The organism is Paraburkholderia sp. D15 (assembly GCF_029910215.1).
Taxonomy (GTDB): domain Bacteria; phylum Pseudomonadota; class Gammaproteobacteria; order Burkholderiales; family Burkholderiaceae; genus Paraburkholderia.
Genome location: NZ_CP110396.1, coordinates 2,969,873 through 2,982,529 on the forward strand (window position 1 = coordinate 2,969,873; position 12,657 = coordinate 2,982,529).

Annotated in this window: 8 protein-coding genes; 1 reads left to right on the forward strand and 7 read right to left on the reverse strand. The window is 66.6% G+C overall.

Annotated elements, in window-relative coordinates:
• Positions 1–9: 9 nt before the first annotated feature.
• The 6 genes from LFL96_RS33040 to LFL96_RS33065 form a co-directional block, all read right to left on the reverse strand.
• A complete protein-coding gene (locus LFL96_RS33040; protein ID WP_281002093.1) occupies positions 10–579 on the reverse strand; it encodes a penicillin-binding protein activator LpoB in 570 nt (189 codons plus the stop codon).
• A gap of 16 nt (positions 580–595) precedes the next feature.
• Entirely contained in the window at positions 596–4,672 is a 4,077-nt protein-coding gene (locus LFL96_RS33045) for a tetratricopeptide repeat protein (protein ID WP_281002094.1), read from the reverse strand.
• On the reverse strand, positions 4,647–7,514 hold the full coding sequence (locus LFL96_RS33050; protein ID WP_281002095.1) for a bifunctional glycoside hydrolase 114/ polysaccharide deacetylase family protein: 2,868 nt from the start codon (positions 7,512–7,514) through the stop codon (positions 4,647–4,649). The genes LFL96_RS33045 and LFL96_RS33050 overlap by 26 nt, the downstream gene beginning before the upstream one ends.
• A 415-nt stretch (positions 7,515–7,929) precedes the next feature.
• Entirely contained in the window at positions 7,930–9,249 is a 1,320-nt protein-coding gene (locus LFL96_RS33055) for a cation:proton antiporter (RefSeq protein WP_281002096.1), read from the reverse strand.
• Between the two features lie 132 nt (positions 9,250–9,381).
• Positions 9,382–9,846, reverse strand: a complete 465-nt coding sequence (locus LFL96_RS33060) for a DUF3175 domain-containing protein (RefSeq protein WP_281002097.1) — start codon at positions 9,844–9,846, stop codon at positions 9,382–9,384.
• Between the two features lie 197 nt (positions 9,847–10,043).
• A complete protein-coding gene (locus LFL96_RS33065; protein WP_281002098.1) occupies positions 10,044–10,571 on the reverse strand; it encodes a PRC-barrel domain-containing protein in 528 nt (175 codons plus the stop codon).
• Between the two features lie 202 nt (positions 10,572–10,773).
• On the opposite strand from LFL96_RS33065, the gene LFL96_RS33070 reads away from it, so the two are divergent.
• Entirely contained in the window at positions 10,774–11,100 is a 327-nt protein-coding gene (locus LFL96_RS33070) for a hypothetical protein (RefSeq protein WP_281002099.1), read from the forward strand.
• A gap of 135 nt (positions 11,101–11,235) precedes the next feature.
• On the opposite strand, the gene LFL96_RS33075 is transcribed toward LFL96_RS33070, so the two are convergent.
• Positions 11,236–12,624 (reverse strand): DNA topoisomerase IB, encoded by a 1,389-nt coding sequence (locus LFL96_RS33075; RefSeq protein ID WP_281002100.1) that lies wholly within the window; start codon positions 12,622–12,624, stop codon positions 11,236–11,238.
• Between the last annotated feature and the right edge of the window lie 33 nt (positions 12,625–12,657).

The following is a 12,657-nucleotide window of genomic DNA, read 5'->3' on the forward strand; positions in this document are numbered from 1 at the left end:
GACAAACCGTTAGCGCGCCAGCGGGCTCAGCAACTCGCGTTCGAGTTTCTGCGCCACGCCGGACACCGCGTCGCGGCTCCAGCCGGTGCGGCTGCCGGTGCCGGTCCACACCACCTTGCCGCTTTGCACGTCGAGCACTTCGAGCGTGATGCCGACGGCCGGCTCGCCGTCCACGCCGACCTTGTAGCGCCACTCGTTGACCGCGCCGGTCAGCGCGTAGTGGGCGTTCTGCTGCCGTGCCCAGTTCAACGCGTTCTGCTGCGCGTCGGGCTTGGCCGGATCGAACAGCGTTTCGTCGTCGGGGCTGGCGGGGTAGCGCGTGAGATTCGCGTAACCGTATGCGCTCAGCAGGCTTTGCGCGATCGACGCGGCACGCTGGCCCGCCTGCGGCGTCTCGGTGTTGTTGGCGATCGGCAGGATCGCCCACGTGTCGCTCTTCGAGAACGCGGGCGCGGTGCTGCGGTCGATCACCGAGCAACCGCCGAGCGTCGCGCCCAGCGCAGCGCCGAGCACGATCGACAGCAACGCGGCACGCAGGCGCGGCCGCTGGGTTCTGCGACTCTGTTTTGCTTGATCCATCTTGCTCTCCAGTCCTCTAGTACAGCCATTGATAACGCGCGCCGAGTTCCTTCACCGAGGTCGAATGATTCGACGACGCGCCTTGATACAAACCGTAGATCAGCACCTGATCGCCGCCGAACAGACTGCCGACCAGGCCGGCCATCACCTGGCCCGACCAGCCGGCGCGCGAGTCGCGCAGCGGCCCGGCGGAGAACATCGGCCGCCAGCCCTTCGAGTAGTTCTCCGGCAGGTCGTCGCCGAACGAGAACAGCAGGCCGCCCTGCGTGAAGGTCTGCGGCATGAAGGCCTGCGCGTTGAAGCTCGTGCCGGCCGGCAGAATGTTCTGCAGCGCGGCGCCCGGCGTGCCGTCGGCGCTGTACTGACCGTGCGAGAACACCACGCGGACGGTGTAGTCCGGATAATCGGCCTTGATCTTGTAGCCGGCGTTCAACTCGACCAGGTGACCGTCGCCGAGCGACGAGCGGTCCTGGCCGTGGAAACGGTCGTATTCGTAACGGCCGCCGCCGAACCAGTGCGAGTCGAGCCGGTAATTGAAGCCGACCGAAGCAAGATCCTTCACGCCCGCCACCGTCAGCTGCGTGGTTTCGGTGGCCGCCTGGTTGTAACCCGCCGCATAGGTCAGCGTGAGTTTCGGGTTCACTGCATAAGTGCCTTCCACGCGCGCGGTCACGAAGTCCTTCAACGCCTCGCGGCGGCCGACGATCACGTGCTCCTCGTCGTATTGCCCCTTGTGCGAATACACGCCTTCGAGCAGGCGGTCGTGCTTTGGCGCGTTGGGCAGCGAGCCGGCGTCGGTGGTCTGATCGCGTTCCCGATAACGCAGTTGCAACGCCTGAGATGGCGTGAGCCGCACGCCGCCGGTGATCGATTCCTCGCTGAAGCGCAACGGCCCCTGGTCGCTGTAGCGCACCGAGGGCGCGACCGACTGCGCGTTGCTCAGCAGACGGTCGTGCAGCTGGCCGTGCATCACGCTGTCGTTGGGCAGGTTGGTGAGCGAGTCGAACGCGGTGGTCTGCGCATCGGCATTGCGGCCGGTCAGCGTTTGCGCATCGACCTTGTTCTGCCGCGGAATCAGATCGGGCAAGGTATCGAGCAGACGCGACAGTTCGTTGACGTCGCCTTCGTTGATTGCCAGTTGCGCTTCGGCATACACCGGCCGCGTGCTGCGCTGGATGTACTGTTTCTCCAGCCACGCGCGTTCCATGTCGGACGCGTCCTGCACCTGTGCCCACGAGATCGCCGCCTCGCGCGCGATGGCGGTGTAGACGAGACGTTCCTTCCTGATCGCATCCTGCTTCGCGGGCGGCAGCATGCCGATGTCGCCGAGTTCGGAGGTGGCCGCCGTCTGCGGGTCCGTTTGCCCCGCGCGGTCGGCGCGCAGCATCTCGATCAGCACCGCGCGCGAGCGGTCGCCGTTGTCGAACAGCGTGGTCAGCGCGACGTAGCGGCCGCGCAGATCGTCCTGCTCGGCGGCGGGCAGCGCGGGCGCGTGCTGCGGATCGCGGCGGCGGCGCGCGAGTTCGAGCCATACGTTGCGGCGCAATTGCCACGCTTCGTCGATGCGGCCGTTCAACTCCAGTGCATCCGCGTAGGTCAGACGCCAGAGCGGACTCTGCGCGGCCTGCGCCGATTGCCTGTGCAGATAGTGCAGCGCCGCGCGGCCGTCGCCGAGACGCATCGATGCCGCCGCGTAGGGCGCCCACAGTTGCGGGTCGTTGTCGGCGTCGCCGCCGTACGCACGCATCGCGTTGCGCAGATCGTAGTCGGTGCCGCGATCGATCAGCATCCACAGATACGCGGCGCGGGCCTCGGTGCTGTCGGGCGCGAGCGTGGCCGCTCGTTTGATGTCGCGCGCGGCGTCGTCGATCGAACCGGTCTGCCGTTCGTAGTCGGCGCGCGCCAGCAGGAAGGTCGCGGACTGTTCCGCCGCTTTGAGTTCGTCCGGCGACAGCGACGCGAGCAGCGCGCGAATCCGGCCCCACGCGCGGGCCCGCTGATAGTTGTAGAGCGCCTGCGGCAACGCGCGCGGCGGGCCGCCGTGACGGTACGCGAATTCGGCGAGGCGGCCGGCGTCGAGCGGCGAATCGCTGTAGAAGCCGGTCATCGCTTCGTAGTCGTCGGCATCGGCCTTGCCGCCGGCGATCAGTTCGCGATAGCCCTGGTTCGCCTCGTGCGGATGCTGGACCGTGTTGGCGAGCAGCGCGTAGAACCGCCAGAAGTCGCCGTCGGTGTTGGGTGCCGCGGGCTTCGCTTCGTTCATCGCGGCGAGCGCGGCATCGAACTGCGTGCGCGTGTAGAGCAGGGTGGCGATCTTCAGGCCATACGCGCCGTTGGGACCGTACTCGCGTTCGAGATCGCGCCATGAGCGCAGCGCGAGGTCGTCGTCGCCCTTGCGTTCGGCGAGCAGCGCGTAGCGTTCCATCACCGCGCGCCGTTGCGCGCCGTGCATGCGCGCTTGCAGGAAACGCAGCGCGCTGTCCGGATCGGCGAGCTGTTCGTACGAGAACACCACGGCGTCGATCAGTTTCAGGTTGTCAGGCTGCTGTTCCGACTGGTGCAGCGTGACGGCCAGTACGGCCGCGTTGTCGTTCAGGCCGGGCGCGAGCCGCGCGACCTGCTGCCATGCATTGGCGTCGCCGCCGGTCTGCGCGAGCGCGAGGTAATTGCGCAGCGCCACCTGCGGCTGATGATTCCATTCCGCGACCTGCGCGAGACGGCCGCGCCAGAGCGCCGATCGCGGGTCCTGGTCGAGCGCGGCCTGGGCGATGCGCTGCGCGTTCGCGACGTCGCCGTTGGCGAGGAACACGCGGTACGCGAGTTCGTGGTCGGTTTCGGCGGGGGCGGCCGAGGCCGGGTTCGAGGCGGTGGCGGGAGCGGGAGCGGGTGGCGTCGCCGACGGTGTTGTTGCCGATGTCGTTGTCGCCGGCGTGGGCGACGTGGTGCTCGCTGCGATCCGGATGAAACGGCCGCGCTCGCTCAGCGTATCGGACGGCCTATAGCTCAGCACGGCGTGGCGCAATTCACGCGCGCGATGCGCGGGCCCGGGCCCAAGCCGATACCATGCCGCGCGCTGCCAGACGCCGTGCGTGCCGCGATAGTCGACCGTGGCGCCGTCGGCCAGCGTCGTGGGTGACTCGCTCCTCAGCAATGCGGCTGATGGGCCGGTGGCAACACGCGCAGCCGAATCCCCCTTCGATTTCATTGCCGTTAGCCGCAGCCCTTCCGGCGCCACCGCCGACATCTTGAGCAGGCGCTTCACATACTGCTCGGCGAGATCCGGCCGCCCGGCGGCCAGCGCCAGATTGGCCAGATAGCGCAGCGTGGCGGGATCGTCGGCAAGGTCGCCGAGATGCGCATTCGCGGCCTGAATCGCGGCAACCGGATCGTTGCCGGCCTGCAAGGCCTTCACCCCGGCGATGAAACGTGCGCGCCGCTCGTCGAGGTCGCCGGCGTGGCGTTGCGCGTCGAACCACGCGTCGGCGGCCAGCGCGTAGCGGCCGCTACCGAGCTCCGTCTGCGCGAGGTCGACCAGCCAGCCGCTCGCATGCGCCGGGTCGCGTTGCACCAGTTGCCGGTAATAACGCGCGGCCAGGTCGCTGTCGTTCAGCCCGCGCGCCTGACGCGCGAGCAGCGCAAGCTGCTCGTTGTCCCATCTGTAATCGACCGCCTCGCGCAGCAACGCGTCGAGCTCGCGCATGCGGGCCGCGCGCGCGGGGTCGTCGTTCTTCAGCGCGTACAGGCGCTGCTGTGCGATCGATACGCGAATCGCCAGTGCGCCTTGCCGCGCGGCGGGATCGCGCGATTGCTGCAGACGGTCGAGAATCCGCGACGCTTCCGCGATCCGCTGCCCCTTCAGGTACTCGCGCGTGAGTTCGGACAGCACGTCGGCATTGTCGGGATCGATGCGCAGCCACGCTTCCAGATAAGCGATGGTCAGGCCGTCGGCATTCACGCCGCCGAGCAGGCGCGCCTCCAGCTTCTCGCGCGGATAGGCGAGCACCAGCATCAGCGCCGTCAAGGCGCCGAGCACGAGGATCACGGCTGGAGAAAACAGCCGTTGGCGTTCAGGTGTCGCAGGCGACGTCGACATGCAGGTGGTGGGCGTCGTTGGAAAGAGGTCGGCGGCTCACGCGGCAGGCGCCCGCATTGGCGAGGCGGTATTGCGGCGCGATCCGCGAATGCAGGTCGAACGAAAAGCCGCCGGGCGTGCGCTCGAAATGATCGAGGCGGCCGTTGGCGTCGGCGAGATAGGGCACGCGCGGCGCGGCGGCCGCGTCGATCACGGCGAAGCTGGCCTCGCCGCCGGTCAGATGCACGTAGGTGCCGCCCGGTCCGGGCAGATAGCCGGCCACGCCGGTCGCGCTCGCCATGTCCGGCACCTTGCCGGCCGGCAGACGCACGGTGCGCAGTTGACCGGCGTCGCGCACCACCCAGCGCGAGCCGTCGCGCGCGATGCTCATGTCGAGAAAGTCCAGCACCTTGCGCGCGTATTCGGAGGTGAACACCGGATTGACCGGCTGGCGCAGCACTGCGTCGAAGATCTGCTGCAACGCCTGGGCCGACGCGAACTTGGTACCGGAGAACATGTGGTAGTAGATGTCCATCGGCTTGAAGCGGATCGGCTGATCGGTCATCGCGAAGGTTTCGAGCACGCGCGTGAAGCCGTAGTACGGTCCATGCCACAGGTCGGTGTACAGCTCTTCGTTCTGGTTCGGCGCGAACACCTGGAAGTAGCCGTCCTTCATCACGCCGAGCGGCGCGATCGCGGTCCAGCTCGGGTAGCTCTTCGTCATCAGCGTGTCGCCGCCGTTCATGTTCAGCACGCCGGCTTCGTACGCGGCCTTCAGCACCGGCGCGGGCACCTGGCAGTCGCCGCTCCACAGCACCATGCGCACCGGCTTGGCGGCGGTGGACACCTGTTTGTCGAGGTAGCCGATCGAGCCGCCGATCTCGCGGTCGATGCTGAAGCGGTAGCCCGGAATGTCGATCGACAGGCCGGTGCTGCTGGTCTGGCTGCCGCCCTCGGTCGGCACGTCCTTGTCGTTCGAGATGCCGAGGCCGGTCACGCGCATCCATTGCAGCGGGTGCGTGTAGGTGTGGGTCGCCACTTCCACGTTCGGCAGTTCGAAGATGCGCCGGCCGAGCGTGCGCAGATGCGCGGCGAACGCCTTGTACGGTCCTTCGTCGCTGACTTCGCCTTCGATCAGCGATACCGTGGTCGGCATGCCCGAATCGCGCAGCAGCCGGTACAGCACGTCGCCGGAATATTGCGGCGACGCGTCGGTGTTCGGCGTGCCGTGATCGACGAACTCCGAGCGCGACGCGAAACCGTCGCCGTCGATATGCGACATCAGCAGGCGGCGGCCGTTTTCCGTGGTGGTGTCGGGCACCGGCATGTCGGCGGGCAGGCGCAGCGCCGCTTGCAGGAACGCGATGGGTTGCGTGACCCAGCGCGCCTGATTGACCGCGCCGAGATCGAACACGCCGAACGGCCGCATCGCGTAGCCGCCCCACGGCGTGAGCGCCGCGCCATCGATCACGAAGTCGCCGGAGCGCAGCCGCAGCAGCGAGCGGCTATGCGGCCCGACGCGCACCGCGGTGTAGTCGTGCGGGTCCGGGCGCGGCTTCATCTCGAAGCCCATCAGCTTTGGGTCGAACGATTCGACTTCGAGCTTGCCGTTGGCTGGCTGCCCCGGTACGACCTGCAGGTCGAGCTTCTGCGCGAGCGCGGGATCGAGCTGCGCGCCGAACGACGTGAACACGGCGATCGGCATGCCCGCGTCGACCTGGGCTGAGAGCCACGCGCGATAGTCGTTGGCGCGCGGCACGTCGTTGTTCATCCACAGCACGATGCCGGCGTAGCGCTCGCGCAGATCGCCCTGCGGCAGCGGCGCGCGCGCGTCGGCGTAGTCGATGCGGTAGCCGAGATAGTTCAGCGGCATCGCCAGAAAACGCACGCCGGGCGATACGTTCAGATCGGTGCGCGCGGGCGGGTCCTGGATCACGAGGATGCGGCGCTTCACCGGTTCGACCGCGCTCACGCCGACGGTGGCGAGCGCCCCGTCCGTCACGTACGGCACGATGCCTTGCGCGCGGATTTTCGTCACGGCGTCGTGGGTGCACGCGCGGTCGGCGGGCGGGCAATAGTCGATCGAGATCGCCGGCAGTCCATATTGCTCGCGGATCGTTTTCGCCTGACCGAGCAGCCAGTCGCGATCGGCCTGCGGGACTTCGACATAGCGTTGCTGAGCCTGATTCCAGCCGCGATATAAAGACTCGAATGCGACCGCATAAGCGAGGTCGTGAATTTGCGGCAGAATTTCGAAGCCGCGATTCAGGATCAGTCTGGCATCCGGATAACGCTGTTTTATCGCGCGGATCACGGCGATCAGGCCGGCTTGCTGAGTCGCGCGATCCGCGTCCGTTTTGGCGACCAGTTGATAAGAGTCGAGCGTGTCGAGGAAAAAGCCGCGATAGCCTTTATTCCACAACGGCGCGATCACGTGCTCCACATACCAGGCGGGCCATTCGGGCTGGCTCTGATCGATCACGCGCGAAGCCCACGCCTCGTTGTGACCCGCGAGCCAGGTCTTCGGCAACGCCGCGTAGTAGTCGCGCGAGGGCAATACCTCGCCGACGCTCGCGTAGGCGAACCAGGTGGTGTGCGGCAGCGCGTGCGCGAGCGGATTGAAACCGCTGTCGGGTTCGACCACGACGGCGTCGTACGCAGACAGCAATTCGACCGGCGGATTCTTGCCGTAGTAGAGCGCGAAGGAGGGTTGATGCGGTGTCGCGGCGGGGGCGGCAGTGCTGCCGCTCGCGGTTGTGGTCGTGACTGTGGTTATCGCACTCGCGGCATTCGCCGCATTCGCCGCATTCGCCGCATTCGCCGCATTCGCCACGCCGATCGTCAGCGAGACGGCGGCGATCAACGCGCTAAGCGCGATGCATGCCGGTACGCACGCGGCAAGCCGCGACGACCCGGGCCACGATCCGTCATTTATACGTGGCATTCGTTGTGGACGGAAAAAATGACCCGGCACTTTCGCATCGATGACGTCGCGCTCTCGGCAATGAGGTTGCGGCTATCTTAGATAAGAACGCCTGAAGCGACTAGCCTCGCTTTTGGGTTTTTTCGTATTCAGCTAATACGGCGTGGTGACTCATTTTTTCACCAATGCGTAACGCATCGGCATTCGCATTTGTATGCGAATGTTTAAGCCGTTGGTTTGAAACGGAATTGAGGTCGACTTACATTGACTCGCAATGGCGCATGCACATTGCATTGCGGCCTGCATAAGCGCCCGTGGGCGTTCGCTGGCGTGCCGCAATGCCGTGCGTTTCAATTCAATTGTCGCGCTTACGCAACTGGTGATACCAATTCATTAGCGGCGTGGCCGATACACCATGAATTACTACAGATGCGGCAATTACCGCGAGCGTCAATGGCACGAGCGGGGTGACGTCGGCGGCGGGACCGTTTTCGAGCGCATAGGCGAGGTAATAGAAAGAGCCGATGCCGCGTATGCCGAACCAGCTCATCAGCCGGCGTTGCGTGTGGGTCGCATTCGACCCGAGCAGCGACAATTCCACCGATGCCGGCCGCACGACGACGAACAGCGCGACCGTGAGCGCGACCGTTTGCCATGTGAAGAGCGGCACCTGGAGATTCGCGAGCACGTTGCCGACCATCGCCATCACCGCGACTTCGGCGATGCGTTCCAGTTCGATCGTGAAGCCGAGCACCGACTCGGTCATGTACGCGTGGGCCTTGCTGGGATGTGCGGCGGTCGCGTCGACATCTTCGGGATCGAGTGTGCCGATCGCCTTGCGCGCCGATACGCCGCCGCTCGCGCGGTGCTCGACGCGGCGCATCGCGACGCCGGCCGCGAACACCGCGAGAAAGCCGTAGGTGTGCGCGAGTTGCGCGGCGCCGAACGACAACTCGATCAGGCCGAGCGCGAAGAAACCTTCGAGGCCTAAGGCCTGCGCGTGGCGGGTGCGCAGCCAGGTCACCGCGTGCGTGGTCGCCCAGCCGAGCAACCCGCCGATCGCGATCGCGCCCGCCACGCCCCCCACGATGCTACCGGCGAGCTCGACGCTCAGCAGCGAGGCGGCATGGCCGCGCGGCGCCGCGCAGACGGCGAGGCCGAGCAGCGCGAACGGCAGCGCGATGCCGTCGTTCAGACCGCCTTCGCCGGAGAGCGCGAAGCGCAGCAGATCGTGGTCGCCGGGATCGTGCACCTGCACGTCGTGCGCGAGCACGGGATCGGTCGGCGCGAGGATCGCGGCGAGCAGTAGCGCGGGCCCCCAGTCGAGACGCAATACGTAGACGCCGAACAGCGTCAGCAGCGGAATGGTCGCGAGCATCGCGAGGAAGCCGAGGCGCAGCGGCACGGTCCAGAGCCGCTCGAAAACACCCAGTCGCAGACGCAGGCCGATCGCGAACAGCGACACGAGCAATGCGACCTCGGTGATGATGCGTAGCAGTCGCGCGTCTTCCACCATGTCGAGATGGAGCAGGCCGATGCCGGGCGCGCCGAGCAGGTAGCCGGTCAGCAGGTAGAACATCGCGGCGCTCACGGGCAGGCGCCGCAGGGTCGTCGCGGCGAGGCCCATGAAAACGAGTACCGCGCCGACGATCAGAAACCACAAAGTTTCGTGCATGAGTATCTGGTGAGGGCCGGCGTGCGGGTGATGTGCACGCGTGGCCGGTTGGAGGAGAGGGCGCTTGAGGTGCGCGTGAGCCGTGTGCGAGGGGCAGGCGAGAGGCGCAACGCGGGGACCAGGCGAGCCGTTTCAGGGCGCACGTCCGAAGGCTTCGCGCAGCTTGCGCTTGGCCTGCTGCAAGGTCGCGCGACGGGTCTTCGGCAGATTCCTGCCGGCGCGGTTGATGTAGAAATTCAGCATCGACATCGCGGACTGGAATGGCGTGCCTTTGCGGCGTCGGCTGCGCGTCGAGGATTTTTTCAGCGACTGAGCGATCTCCTCCGCGCTGCCGGATTTGAAAACGTCCTGTTCGACGTCCATCGCGTCGCTGGTTTCCATCACATGATGGGACCACTTGTTCGTGCGCTTCGTGCTTGGTCCTGACGCGCGGGATGACGACTTCGATGCCTTCGCGCGCCGCGCGGCATGAGCCTGCGCGTGGCGCTGACGCGGCGGGCGGCCCGCCTTGCCGCGCGTGGCGGGGTGGGTGGCCGAGTGTCCGGCGGATCGTCTGGATTTGCCGGCGGTCTTGCGGGGGGATTTCCTGGCAGCCATGGTGAGGTCTCCGGGTCGTCGGTGCCGGCGGGGTGGCCGGCGAAGGCGGGTATAGCTCGGTAAAGCTCGGCGAAGCTCGGCAAACTTCGGGAAAACCTGGAACGCCTGGAGCGTCTGGAACGTTCGGAAAGCGAAACGCGCCGGTCGCCGCGCGGCATGACCGCGGCGAACCGGCGCATCCGGAAACAGGCGAATGGTTACAGCTTCAGCCCGCCCGCTTCGGGCGCATCCGACGAGCCCGCCGGAATATCGCCGACGCCGAGATCGTCGCGCGTGTCGTACGCACCGCGTCCCCAGTACGGCTCGCTGCCGTAGTACTGATGCACGGAGGTGGCCCACGTCTGATCGGCCATGGCCGGCCAATGATCCTTGTCGAAGCCCGGCGCGTTTTTCACGCGCTCGGCGCTCATGTTCAGCACGAAGCATTTCTGTTGCGTGTCGAGCGTGAGCGCGTGCCACGGAATCGCCAGCAGCTTGTCGCCGATGCCGAGAAAGCCGCCGCTCGACAACACCGCGTACGCGACGCGACCCGAACCGACGTCGAGCATGATGTCCTTGATCTTGCCGATGTCTTCGCCGTCGCTGCTGAGCACCTTGTTGCCGTCGAGAGTCGCCGCGGCCATCACGTCCGGACCGGGGCCGTCCGCGCTCGCGCTGCCCTTGCCGACGATGCGGGCGCCCTGGCCCTGCGTCATACCGGCTTGTGTCTGTGACTGGTTGAGCATGATGTGTCTCCCTACGGGTTGGATGTAGTGGAGGTTCAGCAACCGCCGTTCCCACGCTTTCCCGATGTGAAGCGACATGCCGGGGCCCACGTCGGCTCAGGAGGCATGGCCCTTGCGGCGCTGTTGGACGACAGCGCATGCCGCGCGTCAGGCTTGAGATGACGCGGCGCGCGTTCTCTTTTCATTCACCAGGGAGATTTCGATGAACTACCTCAAAACTAACGCGGCAAAGGCATTGCTGGCATCGGCACTGATCGCGGTATCGGGCGCGGCGCTCGCGCAGTCGGGCGGCGGCAATGGTAACGGCGGCAACGGCGGAGGCGGCGGCCCGGGCGACGCGCACGGCGCGGCGACGGCGGCGCCGACCACGGGCAACCAGCCTTCGTCGGGTGGAGCAATGAGCTCCGGTTCCAGCTCGATGAAGATGCATCACACCACCAAGTCGAAGATGTCGAAGACCAAGAAGCCGATGACCGATACGACCAACACGCCCGGCGCCGACGCGAGCAGCGACACGAAGGGGCAGTGACGGATAGGGCAGCAGGCTGCGTTCGACCGCGACGGAACTTCAACCGGTAAAGGTTGTATTCGTTGCACGACGCGGATGCGGCGATGGTTCGCCTGGCGCGGACCCTCGCCGCTTTTTATGGATGGTCACGATGCATCACGATGCAAGCGGCCGGGCAAGCTTCGCCGTTGACTTCCTGGTCGTGACGCCGGCAGCCGGACGCGCGGCGCGTGTCGTTGCGGCTTTACCGTTGCTGTTGCTGTTACCGTTGCCGTTGCCGTTGCCGTTTTTGTCGTTTGTTTTACCACCCGCCTCCTTGCGCACCGCACGCGACTTCTTCAACAGTCGCGTCAACGAATCGTCGATGCTCTCGGCGACCGCCGCTTCACGCACCTTGCGTCCCTTCGCGCCGGTTGCGCGTGCGAGTTTCGCCGCGCGCTTTTCCGCATGAGCGAGCAGCGCGGCGAACGCCACCTCGTCCACACGCAGACCGCGACGCGCCTGACCGGGCGGCAGCGTCTGCAACTCGTCGGCTTCGAACGCGCTGATCACCGCCGGATGGATGTAGCAACGCCGGCATACGGCCGGCGTATTGCGCAGCAGCACGGCGACGTCCTTCACCATCGCGACGATGTGACGGCGCGCCTCGGCCGCATCGCCGCAGATCAGGCGACGCAGCGCGGCCAGCGCATACACGCTGCCCGCCCACGTCCGATAGTCCTTCGCGGTGAAGTCCGCGTCGCTCGCGCGGCGCAGGTAGTCGTTGATATCGGCCGAGCCGACGGTGCGGCGCGTGCCGTCCTCGTCGAGATACTGGAACAGGTCATGGCCGGGCAGTTCGGCGCAGCGCCGCACGATCCGCTTGATGCGCGGATTGTTCACGGTGACGTCGTGCTCGATGCCGCTCTTGCCGCGAAACTTGAAGCGCAAACGGCCCGCTTCGATCTTCACGTGTTTCTTGCGCAGCGTCGTCAATCCGTACGACTGATTGTCGCGCGCGTATTCGACGCTGCCGATCCGGATCAACGTCGTATCGAGCAACTGCACGATCGCGGCGATCACCTTGTCGCACGGCATGCCCGGCAGCTTCAGATCGCGCGCGACGCGGGCGCGGATCTTCGGTAGCGCGCGGCCGAACGCGGCCATGCGTTCGTATTTGTCGGCGTCGCGGGTCTCGCGCCAGCGCGGGTGATAGCGGTACTGCTTGCGTCCGCGGGCGTCGCGGCCGGTCGCCTGAATATGGCCGCGCGGGTCGGGGCAGATCCACACGTCTTCATAAGCGGGCGGAATCGCCAGCGCGTTGATGCGCTGGATGTGTTCTTCATCGACGACGCGTTCGCCCGCCGCGTTGAAATAAGCGAAACCGTCTTTCTCGCGCTTGCGGGTGAAGCCGGGTTTGCTGTCGTCGGCGTGGCGCAGGCCGGGCGGCAAGGGCGCGGCGGTGGATTGCGGCGCTTGCGCGTTCGCGGCGGCAGTGGCGTCGGCGGTCGCGGCGGCTTTTGCGCGTGATGCGCGGCGCGCAGGCGAAGTGGTTGTCTCGGTCATGGTTGTTGTGGGTAGAAGTTGCAAGCCCGTTCA

Bases quoted from the DNA above. Each gene is read 5' to 3' on its own strand.
- LFL96_RS33075 (WP_281002100.1), bottom strand. From the start codon at position 12,624: ATGACCGAGACAACCACTTCGCCTGCGCGCCGCGCATCACGCGCAAAA.
- LFL96_RS33060 (WP_281002097.1), bottom strand. From the start codon at position 9,846: ATGGCTGCCAGGAAATCCCCCCGCAAGACCGCCGGCAAATCCAGACGA.
- LFL96_RS33055 (WP_281002096.1), bottom strand. From the start codon at position 9,249: ATGCACGAAACTTTGTGGTTTCTGATCGTCGGCGCGGTACTCGTTTTC.
- LFL96_RS33040 (WP_281002093.1), bottom strand. From the start codon at position 579: ATGGATCAAGCAAAACAGAGTCGCAGAACCCAGCGGCCGCGCCTGCGT.
- LFL96_RS33065 (WP_281002098.1), bottom strand. From the start codon at position 10,571: ATGCTCAACCAGTCACAGACACAAGCCGGTATGACGCAGGGCCAGGGC.
- LFL96_RS33045 (WP_281002094.1), bottom strand. From the start codon at position 4,672: ATGTCGACGTCGCCTGCGACACCTGAACGCCAACGGCTGTTTTCTCCA.
- LFL96_RS33070 (WP_281002099.1), top strand. From the start codon at position 10,774: ATGAACTACCTCAAAACTAACGCGGCAAAGGCATTGCTGGCATCGGCA.